Origin of the sequence: Sphaerochaeta sp. (assembly GCF_050256055.1) — a bacterium.
In the GTDB taxonomy this organism is placed as follows: domain Bacteria; phylum Spirochaetota; class Spirochaetia; order Sphaerochaetales; family Sphaerochaetaceae; genus Sphaerochaeta.
The window spans coordinates 13346-40064 of sequence record NZ_JBFWIJ010000014.1 but is presented as its reverse complement, the minus strand read 5'-3'; the positions used below and the strand labels follow the sequence as shown (position 1 = coordinate 40064).

Sequence of the window (26719 nt, the reverse complement as noted above, 5' to 3'; positions counted from 1 at the left end):
GCTCCTGAAGAATTGGATTTGGTGGATGACTTGTCAAGTACAGGAGCCGTAGCCCTGCACAAGGCCTCCGAATACCAGGACTATATCAAGTGAAGCTGGTTTGGTAAAGCTCAGTTCTGTGAGAAGGCAAGGTCATGTTCGATTTCCAGGCTGCCGCCGACCTGAAGCATCCAAGGGCCGGTGTGCTCCTGAAAATAGGGGAAGGCTTCATACCGCTTGTCATTCACTAGGTACAAGAGTGTCGTACTGAGACGAAACCGGTAGTTCCGGTTTGCCAGGATGCATGGGGAATCGGCGAACACATACAGTCCGGTTTCCAGTCCTATGGTTGCCTTCAGGTCCTCCACCACCGTTGTGGTATAGTCCTGCATGAGATTCAGCCGGGTAAGGCCGGCCAAGAGTTTTGCATACGGCTGTACGAAACTGTGTTCGACTTCCCATCCATATCGATATCCAAGCAAAAAGGAGGCGATGTTGATCCGATTCTCCTGATGCTGCAGATCGTTGAACATCGGACCGTTTTTATGACGGGTCTCGAAACTCCAGGGACCAATCGCGATGGAGAAGAGCCGGTTCTGTTGCCCCTCCAGGTCATAGAGAAACCCGGTGGAAAAGCTGAAGTCGGAATGCCTGAAGGTTTTCGGCTTTCCGAAGGCGAGTACATCGAAGGAGAATCCGCCGTAGGAATATCCCGTAAGCGGGTAGGTGTAGTAGGAAGTGCGAAGCAATCCCCCATCATAGGAGTATCCGAACGTGAGCCCTTCGTAACGGCTTTGTTGGATGCTCTGACTGGGATATATACCTGCAATGGAAAGCAGACGGTAGCCACCATACACCTGTATGATATCTGCGTAGGAGGCATATAGGCTCCCCTGGCCACTGGTTTCCCAGTTGAAAGTCTGCTGTGCCTCAAACTTGGCGCCGATCAAAAACCGGGAAAGATGCACCCCGCTTTCCCAGGAGAGCGAGATGCTTGGGTGGAGGGAAGGCTCTGCTCCCTCATAGAGGAGGGTCACCTTGTCCCGCCCAATGAGGGAATGCAGCAGATTCTGGACATCCTGCAACCCGGTATCTCCGGTCACGACCAATCCCAGTCCCATCTGCAGGTCGGTTTGCAGCCGCTCTCCCTGCTTGGCCACCAATGGATAGGCAATCGAGAAGGTTTGTACATCATAGCGGCGAAGGCTTTCCATGCGGTCGGTAAACGCTTCGGTTTTCCACGAGAACTGAAGTTTGTCGGAAAACTGCACCTGCACGTCGGAGCCGAAGGAGCGTGCGTCATCAGTATTGTTTCCCAAGCCCAATGTATACCAGTCGTTGCTCGCCCCGAACGTAAGCGACGACAAGCTGCCGGCATTCAGGAATACCGAAGTTAGCAGAAGCATGAGTGTGAAGTTGACTTTATTGCATCTGCGCAAGTTCAAGCCATCGATCCTCCAGTTGTTCCAGTTCCTTCCGTAGTGCATGGTAGCGTTGGGTGCGCTCGCTCAGCGTCCCTTCCCCGGTCGCCTGTGCGTTGGAAAAACTTGCTTCCAACGCTTGGATTCGTGCCTGTAGGGTCTCCATGGTTGCTTCCAGTTCTTCAAATTCCTTTTGTTCACGATAGCTGAGGCCTTTTTTCTCGGTTCTTCGGGACGAGCTGACGGATTTTACCGGTTGCGTCTCCTTTTTCGCAGGTTCTGACTGTTCCCGTTCCCTCCATTGGCTATACCGCATCGTCTCATAGCGTACCGACCCATCCTCTCCAATGATGAACAACTCATCGCAGGTCTGGTCCAGGAAAGCACGGTCATGGCTGACAACCAAGGCACAGCCATCGAAATCCTGGACATACTGCTCAAGGTTCTCCATGGTCGGCAGGTCAAGATCGTTCGTCGGTTCGTCGAGCAAGAGAAAATTCGGGTTGGACAACAAGCGTGAAACCAAGTAGAGTCTGCGTTTCTCCCCACCTGAAAGCAGAGCGATGCTCTGGCGGTGCATGGATGGGGGAAATCCGAAGAGCTCAAGGAATTTGGAAGCGCTTACCACTTCCTTCGGTCCGAGGATTACCACTGTGGCAATCTCTTCCACATAGGCGAGCAGGGTTTTGTCGCTCGTGAGATTACGGCCAAGCTGATCATAGTAGGCGAATACCGTATTCAATCCGATATCAAGGGTCCCGCCATCGGCTTGCAGATGTCCGCACAACAGGTCGAGCAAGGTGGTTTTCCCACTTCCGTTGGGCCCGACCACCCCGATCTTGTTTCCTTTGGTGAAGGAAAAGGAGAAATCCTTGATAACGGGTTTTCCGTCGAATGCTTTGCTCAGATGTTCCGCTTCCAGGATTTTTTTTCCCAATCGTCGTTGATTGGAGGAAAAGCCCTTTTGCGCATCTTCGTTGACGTTCATCTGTGCGCCCAGCATTGCCTCGATGCGGTCCTTGCGTCCACTGTCCTTTCCCGTCCGTGCCTTTGGACCCCGCTTGAGCCAGGCAAGCTCCCGTCTGAGAATAGTCTTGAGCCTGTCTTGTTCCTTTTGCATCCGCTCAAGCCGTTCTTCCCTGCGTTCCAGATAGGAAAAAAAACTGCCTGGATGCAGATACACGGAACCGTTGTCCAGTTCAAGGATGGCCTGACAGACCGAATCCAGGAAATATCGGTCATGGGTGACCAGGATGATGGTTGCACTGCTTGCCTTCAGATACTGCTCCAACCATTCAATTGTCTGGATGTCCAGATGGTTGGTAGGCTCGTCAAGCAGCAGCATGGTCGGTTTGGCAGCCAGTACCCTGGCTAGTGCAACCTTCTTCTGCATTCCCCCCGAGAGGGTGTCCATCCTCTGGTCGAAGCGAGCCTCCAGATTCAGTTCTCCCAGCAGGGACTGATACTCCTGTTCCAGATTCCAAACCCCGAGGCTCTCCATCAGCTCGGTGAGGTACGGAAGTCTTGTATGCTGGTTCTCATCAGATAACGCGGCATGGTACAAGCGGTGTGTTTCGATCCGCTTGCCATTGCCGGCAAAGAGATAGGAGGCTATCGTGCAGTCTGGTGGGAACGAGACCTGTTGTTCCAGCAGTACCAGATCGGTATCGTTTTGCATTGCGATCGTACCGGTATCGGGAACCAGTTGTCCGGCCAACAGCTTGAGAAACGTGGATTTGCCTTGTCCATTCCGCCCGATCAGAGCCACATGATCCCCTGCTTCCAACCCAAAATTCACCCCTTCGAACAGAGGTTCGTCCTTCAGGGTTTTCGATACACCTTCGAGTGAGAGTACATTCATGCTTCGAGCGTAGCGAAAAGCAAACGTGTACGCAAGAGCCCTAAGCGGCAAGAAAGAGGATGGCTACACCGAGAATGGAAAGGAGGGTGGCCAGAAGGCTGGATGCGGTAATCCGCTTATGCAGAATGAAACGATCGAAGGGCAGAAGCAGGACCGGGGTAACCTGGGTGATGGTGGTGACGATTCCCACCGGAGCCAATGTGAACGCTTTCATCTGGCTTGACATACCCAGCACAGGGCCTGCAAAGGCTGCCAAAACGAGCAGGGTGACCGCCTTGGGTCTCCGAAACAAGGTGACATGCCGGACCAAGGTACGCTTATACACCCCGTAGAAAAGAATGAAGGTTACCAAGCCTCCGACATTGCGGAGCAGATTGGTAGAGATGGGGCCGGTCTCCTCCAAGGCGAACTTTGCAAGCAAGAACGAAAGCGACTGTAATACCGAGGCGAGGATGGCATACAGGAATCCTTTCGCCTTGGTTTTCTGCTCTTCCTGTTGGCCCTTATGCCTACGATCGAGAAGCACCATAAGTGCGACGCCGCCTATGGTGGTGACCATACCCAGAATCTGGATGGAATTCAGCGCTTCGGCAAAGAGGAGGAATCCAAAGATTGCGGTGACCACCGGTGAGAGGGTCATGATGACCATCGACTCCCTGCTTCCCAACAACACATATGCCTTGAAAAGGAGCAGGTCGGTGAAGAAGTACCCGATCGAACCGCTGGAAAGCAGGAACACATAGGTTCTCAGTGAAAGTGACGTAGGGAAGAAGGATCCTTCCATGGTGTAGGCCAGCAACATGACCATGGGCAAGGCGATCCACATCCTGATATGGGCTACGGCATCGGATCCGACCTGTTCTCCGAGGTGACGGTAAATGATCGAATTCTGCGCCCAGCAAGCGGCGGTAAGCAGGGCAAGCAGCTGTCCTACGATGAGGTTGTGTTCCATGATGAGCCATAGGGTAGCACAACGGGGTGTGTATGACAAGAAAAGGCATGCCTCAGAATCTGAGACATGCCAAAGAACGTTTGGAGAGAACGTCTTGAAGAATGCTTATATACCTTCCTTGTCAAACAGCGCCAGCTGGTTGGCCAGGGTATTTGGATCAAAGTACCGCTTCTCTCTTCGTTTGTTCAGGATCGAGTACAAAGTTGGGGAGAGAAAGAGGGTCAAAAAGGCTCCGCTCCCCAAGCCCCCGATGAAAGTCAGGGCGATTGGTTGCATCATCTCCGCCCCTTTTCCGGGGAAGAAGGCCAAGGGAATGAGACCGAGGATGGTGGTGAGGGTGGTCATCAGAATCGGACGCAACCGGGTTCTGGCCGCTTGGATGCAGGCCTCGGTAACCGGCACCTTTCGGGCAACGAGACGGTTGATGGTATCGACCAGTACAATACCGTTGTTTACGACCACCCCGATCAACGCCACGATTCCCACGATGGAGAAGAGGGTGAAACTCTGTCCCATGATCAGATGGATCCAGACAACTCCAATCATCAAGAGCGGAATGGTGGCGAAAATGATGAATGGGTCCAGTAACGACTCGAACTGACCCGCCATCACGGCGAATACCAGAACCAAGGCGAGGATGATGATGAGTATCAAGGTCGGGGTATAGGATGCAAACTGCTGCATGTCCCCGCTCTGGCTGACCTCAACCCCATCGGGGATGAGCAGATGGTCCTTCAGAGCCTGCTCGACTTGTTGTTGTACCTCGTTTGTGGAGTATCCATCGGCAAGACCGGTAGTCACATGGTTCACCCGCTGTTTGTTTTCCCGGGTGATCGAAGCCGGAGCGCTGCTGGTGGAGAAGGTGGCGATGCTGTCAAGACGTACCTTTGTATTGTTGGCGGGGATGAGGAGATTGCCCAGGTCATTGACCGTCTGGTATGCCTTCCTGTCCATCTGGACCACCAAGTCGTAGGTCTGGTCATTGTTGAAGGTTGCTACACTTGTAGCCGTCACCCCGCTCAATGCGTTGGAAATAGTCGAAAGCAAGGTATCCATGGAAACCCCCAGGTCCTTCGCCCGTTGTTCGTCCAGATCGAGGGTGATCTTAGGTGAACCATTGGCCAGATCGGTGGACACGTTGGTCGCCCCGGGAACATAGGTAGCAATGATGGAGGCAACTTCATTCACGGTTTCCTTGGTGGCCGTGGCATCGCTTCCGGTAATGCTTACGTTGATCGGACTACTGTTTCCCGGCCCCCTGCCTGCTCCATAGGTCCAGGTTGCCGCCGGATTGGTTTTAAGGATCGGGGCGATCATGGCCTTTATCCGGGTGGTGGAATAACTTTGTTCGGTTATGTCCGGAAGACTGATCTCGATCGAGCCTGTATTACCGGTACCCACTTCCACCATGATCTGGGTGTACGCTTTTGGGGGGAGGGCCTGGATCAATTCCTTTTGCACCCGGAACAGCTCGCTTCGACTTGCTTCTTTGTTTGATCCTGCAGGAAGGGTCATCGAGAGGCTGATGCTGTCGTCCGTATTCATCTGCGGAGTCAGGTTCATGCCGATATTTCCGAAGTACTGCAGGCTGAACAGCAATACGAGCAGCAACAGGACGATGAGCAGCAGGCGGTGGCGCAGAACATAGGCAAGGGCTTTTGCATACGCATATTCCAGGGCTTTCTCCCCCTTGCGATAGAGATTGTCGATGAGCACAAGGACCTTCAGACGCAATGGTTTTTGCTGCCGGCTGTCCAAACGAAGAATGCTTCCCGCCAAGGCCGGAACCAAGGTCAGGGCTACGAACAGGGATGCACCGAGGGCGATACAGACGGTAAGAATCAGGTCTTGGAACATGATGCCGATCATCTCCAATTCATTCTTATAGATGATCAGAGGGATGAATACGCAGATGGTGGTCAAGGTGGATGCTACGATTGCCGTGCTCATGTTCTCGCTGCCCAGGATGGCCGATGCTACACTGCCATGGTTCTTCTCCCGGAACGTATAGGTGTTTTCCAGAATGATGATCGATGCATCGACGATCATCCCGATTCCCAGGATCAGACCGCTCATACTCATGCTGTTGATCGTGATCCCGAAAAAGGACATGACCATCAAGGTAAAGAGGATGGAGATCGGCATGGAGAGTGAGATGATCAGGGTAGCCTTCAGGTTTCGCAGGAAGAGGAAGATGACCAAGGCGGCAAGCAGCACTCCCTGCAGGGCGTTCTTGTACACCTCGTCAAGGGTCGAGGTGATCATCGTCGTCGAGTCCTGCTGGATGGATAGGCTCACCCCTTTGGGAAGCTGGGCTTTGATGGAATCCAATTGGCTCCGTACTCGTTGGGCGACGGTGGAAGCAACACTGTCTGATGCATTGGTCAGACTCAGGGAAACCACCGGTGAACCATCGAGGTATTGCTCCCGGTAGCTGGAAGCCGTTTCTTCGGCTACCGTTCCCAGGTCATCCACGGTTATGGGAACTCCGTCCAAGGTGGTGACCACCGTATTTCTGATAGCATCGAGGGAGGAGAATTGACTGTCCATCGTTACCGAGTAATCGATCAGATTCTGGGTGATGGTTCCCCCTTTTCCTTTCGTATTCTGGCTTGCCAAGGCCTGTTTGACCTGTGATAGGGTCAGGTTGTACGCTTGCAGCCGAATCGGATCGACGTTGACGGTAATCTGTGTTGCTCCCGATCCCATGACCTCGACCTGGCTGACCCCGTCGATTCTCAGCAATAGAGGCGAGATGGTATCCTCGGCCACCTGTTTCAATGCCTGTTGGTCATTGACTCCGTTGACGAGCAACCGCATGAATGTTGAGGAGGAAGAGGCATTGAAACGCATGATCGACGGCGTATCGGCCCAATCAGGCAGTTGACGGGAGATGCGACTGAGCATCGTATTGATCGAATTGTACGCATCGTCCAAATTGGTGCCGTAAGCGAATTGCAGCCTGACCATCGATCTACCGTCCGATGACGTGCTGGAAATCGTTTCCAGCCCGTCCAAGGAACCCAGATTATCCTCCAGAACCTTGGTAACCTGCTGTTCTATCTCCTCAGGTCCGGCATCAGTGGCGCTTACTATGACTGAAAGAGTAGGCATCTCCACCGAAGGATACAAGGCGATGTCCAAATTCTTCACAAACAACGCCGCTACGATCATCAAGAGGACATAGACCATGGCGATGAGTACCGGACGACGTACGGAAAGTTCACTGAGCTTCATATACCCTCCCCGATGATCTTCACGCTCGACCCGTCCACGACCGATCCGGCTGTAATCAATTGCTCGCCGCCGACCAGCCCTTCGGAAACTACGCTTTGGTTGTCGTCGCTGGACGTGGTGGTGATCGCCACCCGTTTTGCTTTTCCGTCCACGGCGATGTAGACCACCGGTTCTCCCAGATAGGTGGTGATGGCATCGGTGGGGATAAGCAGGACATCATCTTGTTGTTCGGTGATCAAATTGAGTTTGACAAACATCCCTTCTTTCAGTCGGGAATCGCTCGTATCAATGGAAAGCATAACCTCGACGGTACGGTTGGTGGTATTCACCTGGGAACCGATGCTTTGCACGGTTGCTGAGAATTCCTCATCCGGCCAGGCTGCAGTGGTGAAGGCAGCCTTCATGCCAACCTGCAGGGTGGAGAGGAAACGCTCGGAGATATTTGCCTTGATTTCAAGCTTTCCGGTCATGCCCAGACTCAGCAGCGTATCACTGGTATTCACGTGTTGTCCGACATATGCATCCAGCGCATATACCGTACCGGAAAGCGGGCTGGTCACCGTCGTGCTTTTATACTTGCTGCCTGCAGTTGAGGGGTCTACGGTGAACAAGGCATCGCCAGCCTGTACGGTTTGTCCAGCCTGTACGGAAATCTGCGTCACGCTACCTGCGATGGTACTGTGGATCGATACCTCTTGTCGGCTGCTTGCCAATTCCGCGCCGAGGGTGGTGGTTCGCCTAAATGTTGCTCGCTTGACGCTGGCAACCGAAACATTGACGGTCGTGTCGCCTGCAGATGTCTGGTTGGGGCGCTGCATAGTCGAACTTCGGGATGTGGAACCGGAAAGATAATGCAATCCGATGATACCGGCAAGACCGAGACAAATAAGCAACAGAACGATGGTGACGATTTTCTCGAATGGTGAGGTTTGCATAATGGGTTCTCCTTAGTGTGCGAACAGGGTCTGGATATCGACTTCCAGCAAAGCTGAGAGATCGTAGAGAGCAAGCGTGTAGGTAAGCTGTTGCTGTAGGATGGCAAGAGCGGTGCTTGTTCTCTGGTTTTCACTCTCCTGGAGAGTGAGATAGGTGCTTTCCCCGGCTTCGTAGGAAGCCCGGGTCAGGCTGTAGGTTTCTTCTGCCAGAGCTTGGTTCTGTTTGAGATATTGCAGGTTTTCGGCTGCCTGGGAGATGGATTGGTAGGCCTGCTTGACTTGAAATTGCAGCTTCTGCATCCCTGCCGACAGGTTGTTTTGTGCGATTTGGATGTCGGCATCAAGGTTTTCCAATGTTGTTTGTGCCGAAGAATCGGGCAGGTAGGCATCGAGCGGCAGCGATACGGTCATCGAGAGGGAGGTAGAATCTTTCAGAAGTGAGGAATCGGTGGCCAAGGTTGCTCCCAAGCTCGTTGATGCACTGATGTTCAGATTCGGAGAAATTGATTTGGCCTGTTGTGTTTGCAAGGCAAGCTGTGCGTCCCGTACCTTGAGTTCCAGGTTCCCGATGGTGGAGGTCTTGGCTGCAAGCGAGATCAGAGCTTCCTCGGGTTTGAGTTTTTGCACGGCCAATAGGGAATCGGAGGTTCCATCGACCGGATAGCCCACATAGGATTCCAAGTTCTGGGTAGCGTTTTCCAAGGCTTGGGTGCGTTCCTGCAATTTGAGGTTTGCTGAACTGAGGGTTAGTTTTGCCTGGCTTACCGCAAGGCTGCTTGCCTTTCCTCCGTCATACGCTTCCTGAATGGAGGAAAGTGTCTGTGTTTGTTGCTGTACATCCAGCTGCTGAGCTTGCTTTGCAAGGGAAGCGGCAACCACGTTCCAATATGCGGTGGTGACTTCACTCTGCAACCCCTGTAATGTTGCGTGATAAGAAGTCTGTGCCGTTTGGACCAACAAATCCTTTTCCGCTTTGCTGAAGCGGTCGCTGCTGGAGAGAGAGAATGAAATGCCGATGCTTGGATTGAGCGAAGCACGATAGCTGTCACCCAGGATGCTGGCACTGGCCGAGGCTCCGACTGAAAGCGAAAGGGAAGGCAGATAGTCGTTGGTCTGCGCCTGATTCAGCTGTTTTGCCAACGTAAGATTTGCATTCCGGGCGGTGGTATGATTCGCTTGTGCGCTTTGCCATGCTTGTTCCAGACTCAGACTTTGACAGTAGAGTGGACTTGCCAGCAGGCCTGCAACTACGATACCGATACAGAGTGTACGCATGAAATACTCCTTGTGAGGGAAGGTTGGCCTAGTGTAGCGTGTTAGACATGTGTCTGGTGCAAGCATGATATGGAAAATGGTTGGAGGAATAAGGAGAGTTGATGAAGAGCTTGAATTGACCTTGATCGGTCCTTGACTCTAGAATGGATTCATGTCAATCGATATCCAACTCCGTCTCTCCCCCAAAGAAGCCAGTGATGAGCACATCATTCGCAATCGAGCAGCCAAGAAGGCAAATCTGGCTGAACAAGCGATATTCTCCCAGCATATCCTGCGTCGCAGCATCGATGCCCGTCGCCACCCGGTGGTAATCGATCTGCTGGTACGGCTCTTCACCTCTGCTGAGGAGCGGTTGTATGAGCCGACGAGCTATCAGCAGGTTGCCGATGCCAAACCCGTCATCGTTGTTGGAGCCGGCCCTGCCGGTTTGTTTGCGGCTTTGAAATTGCTTGAAGTCGGGATCAAGCCCATCGTGCTTGAACGGGGTGCAGATGTCCATGAGCGCAAGAAGGATGTTGCACTGCTGTCCAGAACCGGGCAGGTGAATCCGGAAAGCAACTACAGCTTTGGAGAAGGAGGGGCCGGGGCCTTCAGCGATGGCAAGCTGTATACCCGAGCTACCAAGCGGGGTGATGTTTCTGCCGTTCTTACCCAGTTGTGTCAGCACGGGGCCAGTGAGGATATACTCAGTGACGCCCATCCTCATATAGGAAGCGACAAACTGCCTTTGGTCATTGAAGCGATACGAAAGACCATCATCTCCCATGGGGGGGAGGTTCATTTTCATACCAAAGTAACCGCATTGCTGCGCAAATCCGACCAGGTGTACGGGGTGGTGTGTGCCGACGGAAGGACATTCAACGGGCCGGTGATCCTTGCCACCGGACATAGTGCCCGGGATATGTATCGGTATCTATCTGAGCAGCAGATCGCCTTGGAGCCCAAGGCATTGGCCATCGGTGTCCGGCTCGAGCATCCGCAGGTGTTGATCGACCAGATGCAGTACAAACAGGCGGAAGGCCGCACACCGTATCTGCCTGCCGCCAAATATTTCTTTGTCGAGCAGGTGAAGGGACGAGGCGTCTATTCCTTCTGCATGTGTCCCGGAGGGTTCGTCATACCGGCAGCCACTGAAGCGGGGCAGCAGGTGGTGAACGGGATGAGCAGTGCAGGGCGCAATGGTGATTTCGCCAACAGCGCCATGGTTGTTGAGTTGCATCCTGAGGATCTGCCTGAGCAATTCAGCGGTACACTGGGCATGTTGGAATTCCAGGAAGCTTTGGAAAGGCGGTGTTATCGGTTTGCCGGCAACTCCATCAAGGCCCCGGCACAACGGATGGTGGATTTTGTCAACCATGTCGTTTCCAAGGACCTTCCCGCCACCTCCTACATCCCCGGCTTGGTATCGAGCGACCTACACAAGCTGTTCCCTGCATTCCTTTCCGAGCGGCTGGCTTTGGCTTTTCAGGCGTTCGGAAAGAAAGCTCCCCGCTTTTTGACCAATGACGCCATTCTGCTTGCAGCGGAAACCAGAACCAGCAGTCCGGTACGCATCGTCCGTGACGAGCAGACGCGGATGCATCCCCAGCTCAACGGTTTGTTCCCGTGCGGGGAAGGTGCAGGGTATGCGGGAGGCATCGTCAGTGCTGCGATGGACGGGGTGGCTTGTGCCTTGGCGGTGAAGGACTATCTGGGATGTTGAACGGTTTTCCTCCTATTCACACAAAGCACAGCACCCGCTTGATCCTAGGCACCGGTCCAAGCATTCGTTCAGCTCAGAAGCAGCAATACTATGGACACGAACGCAATGCTTTCTGGCCGATCATGGCTGATGTGTTCGGTGGACCGATCCGAACGTATGAGGAAAAATGTGAGTTGCTCATCGCCCATGACATTGCCTTATGGGATGTCCTTGAGCGCTTCGAGCGGAAGCTTTCCAGCGACAGTGCCTTCACCACGGTGGTTGCCAACGACCTCCAGTCGTTTCTGGTGGAACATCCTGCCATCAGTACGGTGCTCTTCAATGGACAGAAAGCCTGTTCCTTCTATAAAAGCCTGATCAAATTCCATCCTGCCTCTCTGCATTTTGAGACATTGCCTTCAACCAGCCCAGCCTATACCTTGGCATATGCGCAAAAACTGGAGCGTTGGCAAGCGGCTTTAATGGAGGCGTAATCGGTCGCGCTCTTTCTCCTGTCTCAAGGATATGCTATCCTATGAACGGGTTAGAGAAACGGGTGTACTCAGGGAGAAGGAATGGTCCTGCAGGGCAAAGTTCGAGTACATATTCTCAGGGATATACTCCTGCTGGTCATCCCGGTGGTTGCCATTTGGTATGTCCTGTTGGTCGGCTATGAGCATTCGCTCACTGCACAGGCTTCCCTGAAGGTCCAGTCGGAGCAGGAAAAAGGCAATCTGATCATTGCCAATCAGATTGAGAATGCCTTTGCCCAGTTTGTCGCGGATCTGTTGGTCGTCTATAATTCCAGTGAATTTTCCGAGTATGTCCAGAAGCAGGATGAACAGAGCCTGTACGGCCTTTCCCGGCTCTTTGTACGAATCAACACTCAGAAGGATTATATTCTGCATCAGCGATTTCTGGATGCATCAGGCAAGGAGTTGGCTCAGGTCGATCGGAGTCCTGGAGGTTTGATAAGCCTTGTAAAAGAAAATGAATTGGAGGATTTGTCAAATTCCGATCTGTTTCTCAAGACCAAGACGCTGGCTCCACGGGTGCTGTATGTTTCGAAAATCACCAAAGAGCATGAGACGGAGACCAGCATCACCCTTGCACTTCCCGTCTATCGCGGATCAATCTTTCTGGGAGTGGCTGCCATCGATTTCGATGCATGTTATCTCTTTTCCTTCCTGTTTGCGTATCAGTCCTCCTTGACCAAGGAACTGCAGTTTTCGCTCGTTGATTCCCAAGGAATGGTACTGCTTACCGGCGACGATTCTTGCCAGACCCTCGGCACGAACCTGTATGCACTGGATTCCAATCTGCATAATCAGCTGATGCAACGGGATTACGGTACATTCCGTTCAGGAGCGAACGTCTACACATTCCAAGCATTGTATCCCCGAACCAGCGAGCGACTTTCCTTGACTCAAGGAAGGGTAAGGCTTTGGACGTTGGTAAGTACCTTCCGGATTGATCAGCTTCCCGGCCTGACCGAAAGTTTTCTCTTGATGCATCCGCTTGCAAAGTATGGGATTTTGTTCGTGCTTCTGGTGTTGGGGAGCGCCGTTGTGGTGGTGTTCCATCTTCGAATGGGTGACAAGCAGCAAATGCGCATCAGTTCCTTGATTTCCAACTACGCATCTGATGGCATCGTCGTCTGTGATGCAGACGGGCGCATCACCTTCTGCAACCAGTCATTTGAACAGTTGAGCGGGTACTCGCAGCACGAATTGATCGGCAGGTTGTCAAACCGTTTCCAGAGACAGATACCCCTACCCGGAAAGCCGACTTGGATTACCCAAAGAAGTGGACATCTTTTGCTCGTCAGTCTTGCAACTACCGAAATCCGTACCAAGCGTCGGAAATTGGAAAACACCGTGGAAATCTACAGTCCTTCCCATTGGACACCTTGCACGTTCCTGGAACAAAGCACTGCAGCCGCATTTGATGCAAATACGAGCTTGGCTTCAGCCATGCGCTTGCCATCAATTCCTCCGAATCTGACCTGCCTATCCTTCCGATTGGAAAACAGCAAGGAAATCGGGACGCAGCTCAACCAAACCGAGCGCTCCAAGTTTGCCTCGGATGTCACCCTGGTTCTTGCACGGTTGACCGAGACACCTTATCCGGTCCTCTGCTTCTCCTTTGATTTCTTCGTTGTGTTGCTTCCTGACCGCTCGCCTTCGTCCTTGACCGGTGCATATATCGCCGGCTTGCTGAAAAATCTGAGTTCCTCACATACAGCAAAGAACATGGATCTCAGTATCCGGATGGTATGCGGTGTATCCTTCCTACCGGCCACCTCTGCTACCTTGGTCGATTTGATCATCGATGCGTCACTTGCCAGTCGGATGGTTAATATCGCGAAGAATGAGCGCTATCTGTATTACAGCGAGGGGGTGCGTACCCGCTATGCACGTCAGCGATCCATTTCCGAAGCGCTGAAGGATGTGTTCTCCACCAATCAGATATCCATGTATTACCAAGCCCAGCTTTCCGTCGAGACGGGGACCATTTGTGGAGCGGAAGCATTGATCCGTTGGCAACATCCTACGTTGGGGAACATACCTCCTGATGAATTCCTGCCACTGTTATTCGAGATGGAGGAGATTGAGCAATTGGGGCGATTCGTCATCCAAAACGTGGTGCATTTCCTGGCGGAACACAGCACGCTTTTACTTGCCTCCTGCCCGACATTCTCCTTGTCGTTCAATCTGAGTGCCCGGGAATTGTCCAATCCGGCGCTTCTGGATGTATTGGGGTCTTTGTTGAGGGAATTCAGGATTCCTGATCAACTGCTTACCGTGGAACTGACTGAACATACGGCTGTGGAGGATTTGGCAAGCACCAACTCCATGGTCGAGAAACTGCATGCCCAAGGTCTTTCGATTGCAATTGATGACTTTGGTACCGGGTTCTCATCGCTTTCCTATCTGTTGGAACTCTCCATCGATACCATCAAGATCGACCGTTCCTTCATCTTCAAGTATCCGGAAGTCGAATCGACCACCATTTATAAGACGGTATTGCTGTTGGCAAAGGAAGTCGGAGCCAAGGTTGTGGCGGAAGGGGTGGAAACAGAAGAACAGCTGGCCTTCCTCAGGGAAATCGGATGCGACCAGTACCAAGGTTACTACTTCTCTCCGGCAGTCGATGCACCAGCATTTCTGGAGCAAGTCAAGAAGAACATTCGGACCTAGGCAAACTTGGGGGGATCTATGCGTTGCAAGCATTTGTGCATGTGTGGTGTGCTCTTGTGCGTTTTTTCTCTGTTGTATTCCGAAGGCTTGGACTACCGTTCTCTTTTGTCCTCCTACGGTGTGAGTGACGAAAACCTAGAGACGGCCATGACGTATATGGGTGAGCTGCCTCCTCTGCTGAGTGTTCCTGACGAATCTTCGGAGGACAAGCATTCCGACCAGATGGATGAGATCCTGCCGGTAAGCGAATGTGATGCCTCAGCACGACAGGCATTGATTGACTCTGCCGTCTCCACTTTGCAACTACTTTGCTCCCAACTCGGAGTACAGGAATTATCCGTATACCGCCGTCTCTTCCCCGTCGACCCTTTCCCTGCTTTCGGATACGGAAAGCTTCCATCGCTTTCTGAATCGACCATTGTAGCGGCTACGCTATTGTGTGCTCCTGATCAATTAGCACTCTCTTCTGCATTGGCATTGGCAACCTTTCTTGCCTATCCTGATGATGCCACCGCTGTCGGCAATGCAGCATTTGCGATGCAAGAGCTCGGTCTCGATGCTGATCAGGTGCTTGCCTATGCGCAGTTCGCCGTACAGTGCAGCCTGCTGGACGGTCGATATACGCATGCTTCGTTGAGGCACTTGCTCCATTGGGCCCAGTATCTTGTCGATTACGGGGATTTGGAACAAGCCCGTTCCGTGCTGCGTACCGCCTACCGTCTCGATAGGAGCGACAGCGAAATTATTACGGCTTTGGCCGCTGTATACCAAGCTTTGGGCCAGACCGCAAAGGCCCGTACACTGCTTGCCTCCATGCCGCCGGCAACTTCGGCGATGGGGGCCATGTTGACGGCACAGCAGAAGCTGGATGAGCAGTTGGCAGGCTATGCAAATCTTCCCGTCACTTCCAAGGCCGCGACTTTGGAACCGGCGCTCCAGATGGTATCGGACGAGCCTATCACTACTGCAGCGGATTTCGTGCAGGACCTGAATCCCCAGGCAGCGACGGAAGCCAGGAAGTTGGTATCTGATCTGACAAGAAGTCAGACCTATCGTACTCCTGATGCAACGCTTCTGACTCAGTATGCATCGGCAAAGGCCGTCGCAGACCCATTGGGTGCATCGGCTTTGGAGGAATTCGCCCGAGCACTTGCCCTATACGGGGTCAAAACCGAAGCGGTTTCGCTTTCCTACCGTATCAAGCAACTGGAAAATCTTGGAGTGAAGGTTACTCTCAAGCTGGATCCCCAACGCATGTTCAAGAATCCAAGAGCATATGAAGGGTATACGGAAGATGATGTGCTTAGCTATGATGCATCGGCTTTGGATGCAAAGATCTCCGAAGTGGAGCAGACGGTTGCTTCGGCAGTCATGCAAGCACAACGCAAAAACTACCAAGATTTGATCGGAGCTGCATCCGCCGTGGATCCGGCTTCACAGATTTTCCTGCTTGACCCGAAGGCCTATGCCGACGAGAACAACGTTCGCTTTCAACAGCAGAATTACTCCGCCTTTCTCCGCATCTACCAGATCTACCTGGAATATATGATGCGTCTCAATGCCGAAACCGCCGGCGTGGTGGGGTTCGCCAAACAACAGTACGAGCTTCGGTACAAGGAATTGTCAGAACAACAGCAAAAAGAATTGGACAAAGCCGCTGAGATCGAGGATCCCGACCAACAGCTGTTGGCAATCCACCGGGTGCATACGAAGTATCTGAGCCAATTCAATGCCATTGCATCCCGTTATTTCTCCGAGGCAACCAATGCCGCAGTCCCCGCATATAAGAAGATCTCCAACGTTGCACAGGATATGTATCAGACGGCATTCGCCCATGCATTGCTGATCAGCGATCCATCTGTCCGTTCCGAGAAGGAATTGATGCTCCGCTCGGCAATCATGGAGCAAGTCCAGTTTGCCCTCAGTGAAATCCTGAACAGCTATTCTGGATATGCGTATTTTGATTCGTGGGACTGCGGATGCAGTTTTGAAGCATTGCAGGAAGCGAGGAACAGGGAACAGGAACAGCGTGATGCATTGGAGAAGGAGCAGCAGGCAAAGGAGAAAGCCGGCAAACGTCAGTTTGCATCAAAGGAGATTCCTCCGGCTTCACCGCTGTTTGCGAAGTTGGATGCTTATGGGACGGATCTATCCATTCCGTTCATTCCTACCTTGCGAGGAAGGATCAGCTGTGCGAGGACAACGGCAACGTTCACTGCGGATTTCTCCCGTGTCGGTGGCCCGAATTTGGAATATACCTATCAACAGAGTGCTGCCAGTGGTGCTGCCACCCATAGCGGTGGTATCAGCATGGAAACCCTTGACGGAAAGGCATCCTTGTCACTGCATGGTTCGGTCAGTCTCGATGGAAACGGTGTGGTAAGTGATTATCAATTCAAGAGTTCGGCCACCCTGAGTGTAGATAATCAAGCAGGGAGTCTTAGTCTTAGTGCCGAAGCCGGGTATGGAAGTACGGGTGGTTTCAACGCGGATGCCGGTTTGGATGCTTCTGTTGGGGCAAAGAATTTTCTCGGCTCGGCCCAAATTGGGTACAAAACCTCGGTCATCAAGGAGGGGAGTCTCACCTCATCCTTGCATAGGGAAATGAATCCCCTCCAATCCATGATCGAGGACGTCGGTGGTGATGAAGTTGCTTCGGTCAAGCCGCTCTGGTCGGGATTGTTCACCCAGTGACGGGAGAACGAAGCATATCCTGCCTTTCACATCCGGTGGGCGATTTCGATGACTTGGGCCATGAGATTCCGATCTTTCTGCCCCGCGATTTCCACACCGCTGGAGAGGTCCACCCCGAATGGGCTGCAGGAAAGAATGGCTGTTTCCAGGTTTCCGGCATGCAATCCTCCGGCAAGAAAGAACGGCTGTTTGCAATGTTGTGCGGCCGACCAATCGGCAAGTTGGCCGCTTCCCGGTAGCTTGCCATCCAACAACAGGTAATCGGCAGGACTTTCCAGAATGGGGGAAAGTGGTGACCGCAACGCCTTGATGATCGGAAGATCGGTGTACGTACGGAGCGTATTGATATAGGCAGTCGATTCATTGCCATGGAGTTGGATCAAATCGATCACCTGTTTGTGTGCCAGCTCGAGGATGTCTGTTTGCCGTGCATCGACAAATACGCCTACCGCTAGGATTCGGTCGTCGAGCATGTGCTTCAGCTGGGCGGCTTCAGCATGGGTGACTCGCCGCCTGCTCGGGGCAAAGACGAACCCGATGTAATCGGGACGCAACTGGTTCGCCCATTGTATGTGTTCGGGTGTGCGCAACCCGCAAATCTTGATTTTGGTCATACCATCAGACTTTGCATTGTCGCATCAACACTGCAACTTCGCATCAGATGCTCACCGACCAAGATCGCATGGAATCCTGCATTCTTGAGTAAGAATGCATCTTCCCTTGATTTGATTCCGCTCTCACTTACGGTGGTGCATTGTTGTGGAATACGATGTTTCAGCCTCAGGCTGGTATGTAGGTCCACCGTGAAGGTGCGCAGATCCCGGTTGTTGATCCCCAGCAGGGAAGCACCGGCTTCCAACGCACTATCGCACTCTTGTTCATCATGGACCTCGACCAAGGCGTCAAGCCCAAGCTGGGAAGCAAGCTTGAGATAGGATGCAAGGGTGCTTTTTTCAAGCAGGGCGACGATCAAGAGAATCGCCGATGCCCCAAGAAGACGTGCTTCGAGAATCTGATAGGAGGTGACGATGAAATCCTTGCGAAGGGTGGGGAGGGAAACCGCTTTACTGATGCTTGCAAGGTATGCGTTGCTCCCGAGGAACCGAGTCGGTTCGGTCAATACGCTGATCGCCTGGGCTCCTGCCGACGCATATGCCTTCGCCTGTGCCAAGGGATCGAAATCCTCGACTATGAGACCTTTGGAAGGGGATGCCTTCTTCACTTCCGCAATGACCGACAGGTGATCTTGGTGCAAGGCGGAGGCAAATACCGAGCTTTCGAGGCGCGCTTCAAATGCCGCTTCCTCTATGGTTGCGTCTCGTTTGTCACGATACCGAAATCGTGCCGCATCAGCCAAACTGTTCAAAATATCCATTCAGCGCTCCTCATTGGAAAGCCTGATGAAATGCTCAAGCTGATGCAATGCCGCTTTGCCACTGATGGCTTGATCTGCCATGGCAATTCCTTCTGCAATGGTAGGGGCTTTCCCTGCGATGTACAAAGCACAGCCGCTGTTGAAAACTACGACATCGCGTTTCGGACCGACAAGCGTTCCATCCAGGATGGATCGGGTGATGCGTGCATTCTCTTGAGCGTCAAATCCGAGCAGATCTTCCTTGTTGCATCGCGCAAAGCCGAATTGTTCCGGTGTGATGGTATATTCGAAGAACTTTCCATCTCTCACTTCGCAGACGAAAGTCGGAGCGGTAAGGGTGATTTCGTCCATGCCATCCTCTCCATGGACGACCATGCCGCGTTGCACCCCCAGGTTTGCCATGACCTGTGCCAAAGGGGTGACCAGGTTTCGGTCGAACACCCCCATCAATTGCATGGTGGCTCCCGCCGGGTTGGCCAAGGGACCAAGAATATTGAATACGGTTCTGATGCCCAGTTCACGACGTATCGGAGCGACATATTTCATGGAGATATGATAGTTCTGGGCGAAGAGGAAGCATAATCCGATTTGTTCCAGCAAACGCCGGCTGGTCTCTTCGGACACTTGGATGTTCACTCCCAATGCCTCGAAAACATCGGCTGAACCACAGGCTGAGGATGCCGCCCGGTTCCCATGCTTGGCTACCGGTACGTTGCAACTGGAGATTACGATGCTGCTGGTGGAGGAAATATTGAAGGAATTGGAGTGGTCCCCGCCGGTTCCCACGATCTCAAGTACCGGCATGTCATGCAAGAGACGCTTGCAGTGGCTGCGCATCCCTTGCGCACAGGCTGTGATTTCCTCGATCGTCTCCCCTTTGAGGGAAAGCGCGGTCAAAAAACTGCTCATTTGGACATCAGAAGCCTTTCCTTCCATAATTTCATCCATGACCTGCAATGCGGTCTCATAACTGAGGTTCTCTCGTCGGCTGAGTTGCTTGATGGCTTCTCGTATCATTGTTTTTCTCCTTGTCTGGCTGATAGGGTGAGGAAGTTGCGAAGCATGACCTCTCCGTTGGGGGTGAGAATGGATTCCGGATGGAACTGCACTCCGAAGACCGGATATTTTGTATGTCGGACCGCCATGATCTCCCCATCGTCGGTACGTGCCGTACAGATGAGGGGGGGCTTCAGCGTGGACGGGACGACACTCAGTGAATGGTAGCGGCCGACTTTCTCATTTTCCTGCAGGTCTGTGAAAAGGGGGCTGGTCACATCCAGATGGACATCCGATTGTTTGCCGTGGTAGAGCTTCTTGGCATGCCCGACCGTAGCTCCGAAGGCGGTGCAGATCGCTTGATGGCCAAGGCATACCCCGAGGATGGGAATCAGGGGGGATAGGGTTTTTACTACCTCAATGATGTTCCCGGCATTTTCACATGTTCCCGGGCCGGGAGAGATGACGATTGAGGAGGGGGCAAGCGTACGGATATCCTCGATGGTGAGTTCGTCGTTGCGGACCACCATAATCGCAGGGTCGAGAAAGCCCAGCATTTGGTAGAGATTGTAGGAAAAACTGTCATAATTGTCGATCAACAAAGTCATAGGTTTCCTCCACTGCTGCGGTGCAAAGCTTCTTTCACGGCCTTTGCTTTCTTTTCGCATTCATGCCATTCGTTGATCCCTATGCTGTCGGCAACGATGCCTGCTCCGCTACGGATATACACCTTGCCGTTCTTCCGATACGCAAAACGTATCGCGATGCAGGTGTCCATGTTGCCATTGAAAGCGAGATAGCCGACCGCCCCACCGTAGATGCCCCGCTGGGTGTGTTCCAATTCCTCGATGATCTGGCAGGCTCTGATCTTGGGTGCGCCGCTGAGTGTCCCTGCCGGAAGCACGCTGGCTATGGCATCCAAGGCATCCTTGCCTTCGGCCAAAGTTCCCCGAACGGTTGAGCCGATGTGCATCACATGGCTGTAGCGTTGGATCGTCAGGTATTCCTCGACCTTGACGCTGCCCAAGGCGCTGACCCGGCCCAGATCGTTGCGCCCCAGGTCGACCAACATGGTATGCTCTGCACACTCCTTCTCATCATTGAGTAAGGACTGTTCCAATGCCTTGTCCTCTTGCTCGGTTCTGCCGCGCCCTCTGGTTCCCGCCAAAGGAAAGGTATGCAAGATTCCTTCCTGCAGATTCACCAGGGTTTCCGGGGAAGCTCCCGCCAGTTCCAGATCACTTCCGCTGAAGTAGAACATGTAGGGCGATGGATTGGTGGTTCTCAAGACCCGATAGGTGTTGAGCAGGCTTCCGGTGAAGTCCGCTTCCCAGCGATTGGACAACACAACTTGGAAGATGTCTCCTTCGAAAATGTACCGCTTGGCTTTTTCCACCATGGTGCAGTACTGCTTTGCCGTAAACAAACTCTGCATCTCTCCTGTCAAACGACCCGGTTGTTCACGTGGTAGCGTTTGGGTTTCCAAGAGCTTGCGCATCGAGTCGAGGGTATGGATTCCCGCCTTATATCCGGCTTCCCCCGCTGCGAACGCTACATTGACCAACAGGATGATTTTCTGTCGATACTGGTCGAAGCATATGAGCTGGTCGAACAGCATCAGATCCAGATCCTTGAAGGCGTCATCGGTTTGGGTGGAGTGTTGCAGGGTCGGCTCCTGATAGGTGAGGTAGTCATAACTGAAGTATCCTACCAAGCCTCCGGTGAATGGAGGCAGATGTTCCTGTTTGATGCTCCGGTTTTCATCCAGTATCCGCCTGATGGTTGCTGCGGGATGGCCTTCCCTCTGCTGTTTCGTTCCGTTTCGATCAGTGATGGTGGTTCGTCCATCCTGGCAGGTGATTTCCAATTTTGGATCGAAACCGAGGAAGGAATAGCGTCCCCAACGTTGGCGGTCGTCCACACTCTCTAGTAGAAAGCAATGGGTGCTTCTCATCTTGAGCAGATTCAGGACGGTGATCGGGGTGTGGTGGTCGCTCATGAGTTCTGTGGACAGGACATAGATGGTCCCTTCCTGCCTTGCCTGCAGCATGGTGATGTCTTCATAGGTGACGGGGCTGTCCATGGGTGCTCCTTTGTTTCTTTCTGTAGAATCACTCGGGGTAAAAAAAGACTACCCGGTGATAGCCTTCTTCATGGATCGGACATAGGTCTCGACCGGTTTGACGCTGTTGTGCCCGTAGTGTGCAATGAGGTTGACGATGGCCGAACCGACGATGATTCCATCGGCGAATTCTGCGATGACGCGCGCCTGCTCCTCGGTATGGATGCCGAACCCAACGGCACAGGGAGTATTGGTCGCCTGTTTTGCTTGTTCCACCATCATACGGGCGGTGTCGCCCAGTGTGGTACGCATGCCGGTCACCCCCAGTGAGGAGACGCAATACAGGAAGCCCTTGCTGTGGGATGCAACTTCGCAGATTCTTTGTCTGCTGGTTGGAGCGATCATATTGATACGCTGGATATTGTTGTCGATACAGGTTTGCTCAAGCTCAATTCTGCTTTCGTAGGGAAGGTCTGGTACGATGATGCCATCCAGCCCGGCTGCACCGGCCTCTTGGAGAAATCGTTCCTTACCGTAATGGTAGACGGGATTCAGATAGGTCATGCAAACCAAAGGAATGTTGCTGAATTTACGGATCTGCTCCACCAGGGAAAAGAATTGCGTGAGTTTGAATCCTGCTTGCAAGGCCCGCTCATCAGCTTTCTGAATCACCGGTCCTTCGGCGATGGGATCAGAAAAAGGGATTCCCAGCTCGATGACGGCAGAGCCGGCATCAGCCATGGAAAGAACCAGATCGAGCGTCAATGCCATATCGGGATCATTGCAGGTGAGGAAGGGAATGAAGGCTTTCCTGCCTTCGAAGGCCCGTTCGATTCGGTTACTCATACAACGACTCTCCTTTGTAACGGGCGATGGCGGCCACATCCTTGTCCCCACGTCCGGAGAGATTGACAACCAGGATGGAATCTTTGGACAACGTAGGGGCCAACTGCATGGCATAGGCTACTGCGTGGGCACTCTCGATGGCACAGATGATGCCTTCTTTTCTACTGAGGTAGGTGAAGGCATCCACCGCCTGTTCATCGGTGATCGGAACATATATTGCCCTGCCGGTTGCATGAAGATAGGCATGTTCCGGCCCGATCCCGGGATAGTCGAGTCCTGCACTGATCGAATACACCTCTTCGATCTGGCCATCCTCATCCTGGCAGAAGAGACTCTTCATGCCATGAAAGACTCCCTCGGTACCGGTTGCAATGGTAGCTGCATGCTCGCCTGTCTCAATTCCCTGTCCTGCAGCCTCGCAGCCGACCAGCTGTACCGCCTGTTCATCAAGAAAGTCGTAGAACAATCCCATGGCATTGGAACCTCCTCCGACACAGGCTATCAGGTAATCGGGAAGCTTGTGTTCGACGGCAAGGATTTGCCGACGGACCTCCTCTCCGATGATTTTCTGAAAATCCCGAACCATGGTGGGGAAAGGGTGAGGCCCCATGACCGAGCCCAAAACGTAGTGGGTATCCTCGATGCGTTTTGTCCACTCACGCATGGTTTCGTTGACGGCATCCTTGAGTGTCTGGGTACCCGAGGTTACCGGATGGACACTTGCCCCAAGCAGGCGCATCCGATAGACGTTCAAGGGTTGCCGTTCACAATCGACCTTGCCCATGAAAATCTCACATTCCAGACCCATGAGTGCGGCGACCGTAGCAGTGGCCACCCCGTGTTGGCCGGCCCCCGTTTCTGCGATGACGCGTTTCTTTCCCATATGCTTGGCCAAGAGGCATTGGCCGAGGACATTGTTGATCTTATGTGAGCCGGTATGATTCAAATCTTCCCGTTTCAGGTAGATTTTCGCTCCTCCCAGATCCTTACTCATATTCGCTGCATAGGTCAGCAGGCTTGGTCTACCCGCATAGCTTGCATACAGATCCGCCAATTCCGCTTTGAAGTGTGGGTCGTCCTTCAGTCGCGTATAGGCTTCCTCCAATTCGAGGATGGCCGGCATCAGGGTTTCCGGGATATATTGTCCACCATAGATTCCAAATCGTCCTTCTTGCATTCCAAGCTCCTGGGTAGGAGCATATATGTTTCTATAAATAGAATCAATAGGACTGGATCATTTTTCTTCTCTTTTTGTCCAAACCGAGGGTGATATCAGCTGCAAATGCATAGCAGCATATTGTGGTGCCGTATTTTCATGGTTCACGAGACAGGGCTTTTCTCTTGGAATAAAAAAACGAGAGTCCCGAAGGACTCTCGAAATGTGCTGTTTCAAGCGTTTAGTAACGGTTGTTGTAGCTCGGTCGGGGCTTTGCAATAGCTTCGTTGACACGAAGGTTGCGGCCACCGAAAGCCTGACCATCAAGCTGGCTGATTGCGGCGATTGCAGCAGAATCGTCCTCCATCTCAACGAAACCGAACCCCTTGGGGCGGCGGGTCTCGCGGTCAATGATGATGTTAGCACTCAGTACGGTGCCGTACTGTGCGAACAGGTCGCGAAGTTCCTCTTCGCTGGTGTTGTAACTCATGTTACCAACATAGATTTTCTTTGCCATTCAAAGCATCCTTCACAGGCTAATGCCTGTACAATAGAGTATTTGCTCTTTTTGGCGCAGTCTCGAACGTTTAACCTGTCTGCTAGTGGGATTCAGTGAAGAATGCATACATACAAAGATAGGATAAGGGACTAGCTGCAACGCAAAAACCAAAGCAACTGTACGGTAGCATGCCCAAACGCTCTTGTCAATTGAAGGACTTTGTAAGATGAACAATTTTTCCTGTTTATGCATTTCACTTGCTCATTCTGCGACAGTACCGGACCGATGGTGCATGTTTGGCTTGGAAATTGAATACTTTTCTTGGTATGATATCGGGTATGAATCATCTGTATGTGTCTGCCATGGTGCTGATTGAGGGCGGGAAAGTCTTCGCGGCGCAACGCAACTATGTAGGGACTTTGGCCGGTCGATGGGAGTTCCCTGGAGGAAAGCTGGAACCGGGGGAGTCGGCTGAGCATGCCGTGATCCGAGAAATTGCCGAGGAACTGGGCATTGTCATCCGTGTGCAACGTCAACTGCTGACCGTAGCGCATACCTATCCAACCTTCTCTTTGACTATGTATGTGTTCCTCTGTACCCGCCTTTCCGGAGAAATCCAATGTCTGGAACATGCACAGCATCGTTGGTTGGCCTTCGACGAGCTTGATTCCCTGCCTTGGGCAGAGGCCGATCTGCCGGTGGTTGCTTCCGTCCGGTCGCTACTCCGGTAATCCGCCCGATTCAAACGAGAACAACCCCTAGGCTTGTCGTTTGAGCAGAATGACTTGATAGGGACTCAGTATCGGTTCGGGGAAGGAAGATGGGGGTTCTTTGTTCGGCACAAGCAGATTGCTCCACAGAGAAGGTCGATCATCCTGGATGATTTCGTGAATCTGCTGTTCAAGATTCTTTTGGGGAAGCATGAGGGTACGTGCGGTCACATTTATCAGACAGAGTATATACGCATCATCGTCGCCAGGTCCTCGGAGTAAGGCCAATACTCCCGTATTCCCTGCATCGAGGACGTGTTGTGCAACAGTCGTCTGGAGTGCCCTTTCGTGCTTCCTGATCGACAACAAGGTTACATATCTAAAAAAGATTCCTGATCGCTTGCTCTGTGTATCCTCTAGCTCAGTACAGAGCTTTTGATAATCCAGTTTTTCACGGTTGATCGTTCTTGGATGCATTGAAAGATCGGGAGCGTCAGTCCAATTCTCAGAGCCGAGCAAACTATGGATGTATACGCCGCAGATGCCTTGCATGCAGATCATGATGGCCGTAGCTGCGATACAACGATCACGATGCGTGTCCTGTGTTTCGTTTTCTGAGATTCCATGAAATGCTGAAAAATAATTGATATTCAATTCATACGGGCTGCTCGATCCATTCCGATTGGTTCTCTTTGAGATGAATCCACCCTGGGCAATTACATGCTTTGCAAGAGATTCTATTTCTTCCGATTCAAGGATGCCTCTGACTGGTACCAATCCAATGCCGTCATGCGAGGAAAGGAAATTGAAAAAGGCAACCTGAGTTGAAGGGAGTGCAAGTGTTTTGATCCATTGGGACAAGGTGGATGCATTCTGTGTCAGGAATGTGTGCAGCACCAATGGTGGCAACGGAAAATTGTACACCAAGGATGCTTCATTGAAACCATTACCGAAGTAGCTGATGTTGTCCTTATGCGGTACATTGGTTTCGGTAATGATGAGCGTGCCTGAAGCCATGGCATCCAGGATCCACCGAAAGTATTGGATGATCAGATGGGTTTTGGGATGATGGATGCAGGAAGTCCCCAATTCCTTCCAAATGTAGGCTATCGCATCCAAGCGAACGATGGAAGCATGGTGTTGTACATAGGTCAAGAGTACCTCTATCATATGGAGCAGTACTTTTGGATTCTGATAGTTGAGATCTATTTGGTCAGCACTGAAGGTTGTCCAAACCAACTTGTTGCCGGAATCAGTTTGAATCGATGTCAACAAAGGGTGCAACCGTGGCCGAAAAACGGTATGGAGATCCTCTGAACCGTCCATGAATATGATGAAATCAGAGAATTCCGGATTTCCTTTTAGGCATTCCTCGATCCATACATGAGAACGTGAAAGGTGGTTTGCTACGAAATCCAACATCAAATTATAGGTTTGTGCCAGATGATGGATATCCTCCCAGGTTCCCAATTCAGAATCCACTTGGAAAGGATCTACAACTGAGAATCCGTCATCCGAGGATGCCGGGTAGCACGGTAGAATATGAACGGTGGAAATAGCCGAACCTACATAATGCTGAAGGAAATGCAACAATGTCTTCAGCGGTTTTTCACCATGGTCATCCCGTATTGAATCCCCATATGTGATGAGAATTGAAGCATGTTGGTCTACATGGGCAGAGGCGGAAGAGAAACCGGAAAATCGTTCAAACACCTGCATGAACTTGGGATTCCACTGGATTGCTGTATCATTTCCATAGATTCGGGAGAGCCATTCAAGGGAATTTGCTGCTGTGCGTTGTTCATTGTGCATGGGAAACCTCAATTATCTTGGGATGGTC

At 52.3% G+C, this 26719-nt stretch carries 20 protein-coding genes; 5 read left to right on the top strand and 15 right to left on the bottom strand.

Annotated elements, in window-relative coordinates:
• Positions 1 to 110: 110 nt before the first annotated feature.
• The 6 genes from AB7C91_RS07285 to AB7C91_RS07260 all read right to left on the bottom strand — a co-directional run bounded on the left by AB7C91_RS07285 (position 111) and on the right by AB7C91_RS07260 (position 9660).
• A complete protein-coding gene (locus tag AB7C91_RS07285; protein ID WP_428590226.1) occupies positions 111 to 1385 on the bottom strand; it encodes a hypothetical protein in 1275 nt (424 codons plus the stop codon).
• Between the two features lie 16 nt (positions 1386 to 1401).
• Positions 1402 to 3261 (bottom strand): ABC-F family ATP-binding cassette domain-containing protein, encoded by a 1860-nt coding sequence (locus tag AB7C91_RS07280; protein WP_428590223.1) that lies wholly within the window; start codon positions 3259 to 3261, stop codon positions 1402 to 1404.
• 40 nt (positions 3262 to 3301) lie between these two features.
• Positions 3302 to 4213: a DMT family transporter gene (locus tag AB7C91_RS07275; protein ID WP_332447567.1), complete on the bottom strand. Its 912-nt coding sequence runs from the start codon at positions 4211 to 4213 to the stop codon at positions 3302 to 3304.
• Between the two features lie 105 nt (positions 4214 to 4318).
• Positions 4319 to 7450: an efflux RND transporter permease subunit gene (locus AB7C91_RS07270; RefSeq protein WP_428590219.1), complete on the bottom strand. Its 3132-nt coding sequence runs from the start codon at positions 7448 to 7450 to the stop codon at positions 4319 to 4321.
• Positions 7447 to 8385: an efflux RND transporter periplasmic adaptor subunit gene (locus AB7C91_RS07265; RefSeq protein WP_332447565.1), complete on the bottom strand. Its 939-nt coding sequence runs from the start codon at positions 8383 to 8385 to the stop codon at positions 7447 to 7449. Before AB7C91_RS07265 ends, AB7C91_RS07270 begins: the two co-directional genes overlap by 4 nt.
• 12 nt (positions 8386 to 8397) lie before the next feature.
• Positions 8398 to 9660, bottom strand: coding sequence for a TolC family protein (locus AB7C91_RS07260; RefSeq protein ID WP_332447564.1), 1263 nt, complete (start codon positions 9658 to 9660; stop codon positions 8398 to 8400).
• Positions 9661 to 9811: 151 nt separating this feature from the next.
• Between AB7C91_RS07260 and AB7C91_RS07255 the strand changes: the two genes are divergently transcribed.
• The 4 genes from AB7C91_RS07255 (at position 9812) to AB7C91_RS07240 (ending at position 17235) form a co-directional block, all read left to right on the top strand.
• Positions 9812 to 11362 carry an NAD(P)/FAD-dependent oxidoreductase gene (locus tag AB7C91_RS07255; protein WP_428590215.1) on the top strand — a complete coding sequence of 517 codons (1551 nt, stop codon included), beginning with the start codon at positions 9812 to 9814 and terminating at the stop codon, positions 11360 to 11362.
• A complete protein-coding gene (locus tag AB7C91_RS07250) occupies positions 11356 to 11835 on the top strand; it encodes a DNA-deoxyinosine glycosylase (RefSeq protein WP_332447562.1) in 480 nt (159 codons plus the stop codon). Before AB7C91_RS07255 ends, AB7C91_RS07250 begins: the two co-directional genes overlap by 7 nt.
• Before the next feature lie 81 nt (positions 11836 to 11916).
• Complete coding sequence (locus AB7C91_RS07245; protein WP_428590212.1) at positions 11917 to 14541, top strand: EAL domain-containing protein; 2625 nt, start codon at positions 11917 to 11919, stop codon at positions 14539 to 14541.
• Between the two features lie 18 nt (positions 14542 to 14559).
• Complete coding sequence (locus tag AB7C91_RS07240) at positions 14560 to 17235, top strand: tetratricopeptide repeat protein (RefSeq protein ID WP_428590209.1); 2676 nt, start codon at positions 14560 to 14562, stop codon at positions 17233 to 17235.
• A gap of 26 nt (positions 17236 to 17261) precedes the next feature.
• Here the strand turns inward: AB7C91_RS07240 and AB7C91_RS07235 are convergent, their stop codons facing one another.
• The 8 genes from AB7C91_RS07235 to AB7C91_RS07200 form a co-directional block, all read right to left on the bottom strand.
• Positions 17262 to 17849, bottom strand: a complete 588-nt coding sequence (locus tag AB7C91_RS07235; RefSeq protein ID WP_428590206.1) for a phosphoribosylanthranilate isomerase — start codon at positions 17847 to 17849, stop codon at positions 17262 to 17264.
• The gene (gene trpC / locus AB7C91_RS07230) at positions 17846 to 18610 is read right to left on the bottom strand and encodes an indole-3-glycerol phosphate synthase TrpC (protein ID WP_428590203.1); all 765 of its coding nucleotides are present in this window, start codon (positions 18608 to 18610) and stop codon (positions 17846 to 17848) included. Before trpC ends, AB7C91_RS07235 begins: the two co-directional genes overlap by 4 nt.
• The gene (trpD, locus tag AB7C91_RS07225; RefSeq protein WP_332447557.1) at positions 18611 to 19627 is read right to left on the bottom strand and encodes an anthranilate phosphoribosyltransferase; all 1017 of its coding nucleotides are present in this window, start codon (positions 19625 to 19627) and stop codon (positions 18611 to 18613) included.
• Positions 19624 to 20214, bottom strand: coding sequence for an aminodeoxychorismate/anthranilate synthase component II (locus AB7C91_RS07220; RefSeq protein ID WP_332447556.1), 591 nt, complete (start codon positions 20212 to 20214; stop codon positions 19624 to 19626). The genes trpD and AB7C91_RS07220 overlap by 4 nt, the downstream gene beginning before the upstream one ends.
• Positions 20211 to 21689 (bottom strand): anthranilate synthase component I, encoded by a 1479-nt coding sequence (gene trpE, locus AB7C91_RS07215; RefSeq protein ID WP_428590199.1) that lies wholly within the window; start codon positions 21687 to 21689, stop codon positions 20211 to 20213. The genes AB7C91_RS07220 and trpE overlap by 4 nt, the downstream gene beginning before the upstream one ends.
• A gap of 48 nt (positions 21690 to 21737) precedes the next feature.
• Entirely contained in the window at positions 21738 to 22514 is a 777-nt protein-coding gene (gene trpA, locus AB7C91_RS07210) for a tryptophan synthase subunit alpha (protein ID WP_332447554.1), read from the bottom strand.
• Positions 22507 to 23691 (bottom strand): tryptophan synthase subunit beta, encoded by a 1185-nt coding sequence (trpB, locus tag AB7C91_RS07205; RefSeq protein WP_428590196.1) that lies wholly within the window; start codon positions 23689 to 23691, stop codon positions 22507 to 22509. Before trpB ends, trpA begins: the two co-directional genes overlap by 8 nt.
• 220 nt (positions 23692 to 23911) lie before the next feature.
• On the bottom strand, positions 23912 to 24187 hold the full coding sequence (locus AB7C91_RS07200; protein WP_332447552.1) for an RNA-binding protein: 276 nt from the start codon (positions 24185 to 24187) through the stop codon (positions 23912 to 23914).
• 320 nt (positions 24188 to 24507) lie between these two features.
• Between AB7C91_RS07200 and AB7C91_RS07195 the strand changes: the two genes are divergently transcribed.
• The gene (locus AB7C91_RS07195) at positions 24508 to 24900 is read left to right on the top strand and encodes a (deoxy)nucleoside triphosphate pyrophosphohydrolase (RefSeq protein WP_332447551.1); all 393 of its coding nucleotides are present in this window, start codon (positions 24508 to 24510) and stop codon (positions 24898 to 24900) included.
• A gap of 27 nt (positions 24901 to 24927) precedes the next feature.
• Here the strand turns inward: AB7C91_RS07195 and AB7C91_RS07190 are convergent, their stop codons facing one another.
• Positions 24928 to 26691 (bottom strand): alpha-amylase family glycosyl hydrolase, encoded by a 1764-nt coding sequence (locus AB7C91_RS07190; RefSeq protein WP_332447550.1) that lies wholly within the window; start codon positions 26689 to 26691, stop codon positions 24928 to 24930.
• Between the last annotated feature and the right edge of the window lie 28 nt (positions 26692 to 26719).

Bases quoted from the DNA above. Each gene is read 5' to 3' on its own strand.
- AB7C91_RS07285 (WP_428590226.1), bottom strand. From the start codon at position 1,385: ATGCTTCTGCTAACTTCGGTATTCCTGAATGCCGGCAGCTTGTCGTCG.
- AB7C91_RS07280 (WP_428590223.1), bottom strand. From the start codon at position 3,261: ATGAATGTACTCTCACTCGAAGGTGTATCGAAAACCCTGAAGGACGAA.
- AB7C91_RS07275 (WP_332447567.1), bottom strand. From the start codon at position 4,213: ATGGAACACAACCTCATCGTAGGACAGCTGCTTGCCCTGCTTACCGCC.
- AB7C91_RS07270 (WP_428590219.1), bottom strand. From the start codon at position 7,450: ATGAAGCTCAGTGAACTTTCCGTACGTCGTCCGGTACTCATCGCCATG.
- AB7C91_RS07265 (WP_332447565.1), bottom strand. From the start codon at position 8,385: ATGCAAACCTCACCATTCGAGAAAATCGTCACCATCGTTCTGTTGCTT.
- AB7C91_RS07260 (WP_332447564.1), bottom strand. From the start codon at position 9,660: ATGCGTACACTCTGTATCGGTATCGTAGTTGCAGGCCTGCTGGCAAGT.
- AB7C91_RS07255 (WP_428590215.1), top strand. From the start codon at position 9,812: ATGTCAATCGATATCCAACTCCGTCTCTCCCCCAAAGAAGCCAGTGAT.
- AB7C91_RS07250 (WP_332447562.1), top strand. From the start codon at position 11,356: ATGTTGAACGGTTTTCCTCCTATTCACACAAAGCACAGCACCCGCTTG.
- AB7C91_RS07245 (WP_428590212.1), top strand. From the start codon at position 11,917: ATGGTCCTGCAGGGCAAAGTTCGAGTACATATTCTCAGGGATATACTC.
- AB7C91_RS07240 (WP_428590209.1), top strand. From the start codon at position 14,560: ATGCGTTGCAAGCATTTGTGCATGTGTGGTGTGCTCTTGTGCGTTTTT.
- AB7C91_RS07235 (WP_428590206.1), bottom strand. From the start codon at position 17,849: ATGACCAAAATCAAGATTTGCGGGTTGCGCACACCCGAACACATACAA.
- trpC (WP_428590203.1), bottom strand. From the start codon at position 18,610: ATGGATATTTTGAACAGTTTGGCTGATGCGGCACGATTTCGGTATCGT.
- trpD (WP_332447557.1), bottom strand. From the start codon at position 19,627: ATGATACGAGAAGCCATCAAGCAACTCAGCCGACGAGAGAACCTCAGT.
- AB7C91_RS07220 (WP_332447556.1), bottom strand. From the start codon at position 20,214: ATGACTTTGTTGATCGACAATTATGACAGTTTTTCCTACAATCTCTAC.
- trpE (WP_428590199.1), bottom strand. From the start codon at position 21,689: ATGGACAGCCCCGTCACCTATGAAGACATCACCATGCTGCAGGCAAGG.
- trpA (WP_332447554.1), bottom strand. From the start codon at position 22,514: ATGAGTAACCGAATCGAACGGGCCTTCGAAGGCAGGAAAGCCTTCATT.
- trpB (WP_428590196.1), bottom strand. From the start codon at position 23,691: ATGCAAGAAGGACGATTTGGAATCTATGGTGGACAATATATCCCGGAA.
- AB7C91_RS07200 (WP_332447552.1), bottom strand. From the start codon at position 24,187: ATGGCAAAGAAAATCTATGTTGGTAACATGAGTTACAACACCAGCGAA.
- AB7C91_RS07195 (WP_332447551.1), top strand. From the start codon at position 24,508: ATGAATCATCTGTATGTGTCTGCCATGGTGCTGATTGAGGGCGGGAAA.
- AB7C91_RS07190 (WP_332447550.1), bottom strand. From the start codon at position 26,691: ATGCACAATGAACAACGCACAGCAGCAAATTCCCTTGAATGGCTCTCC.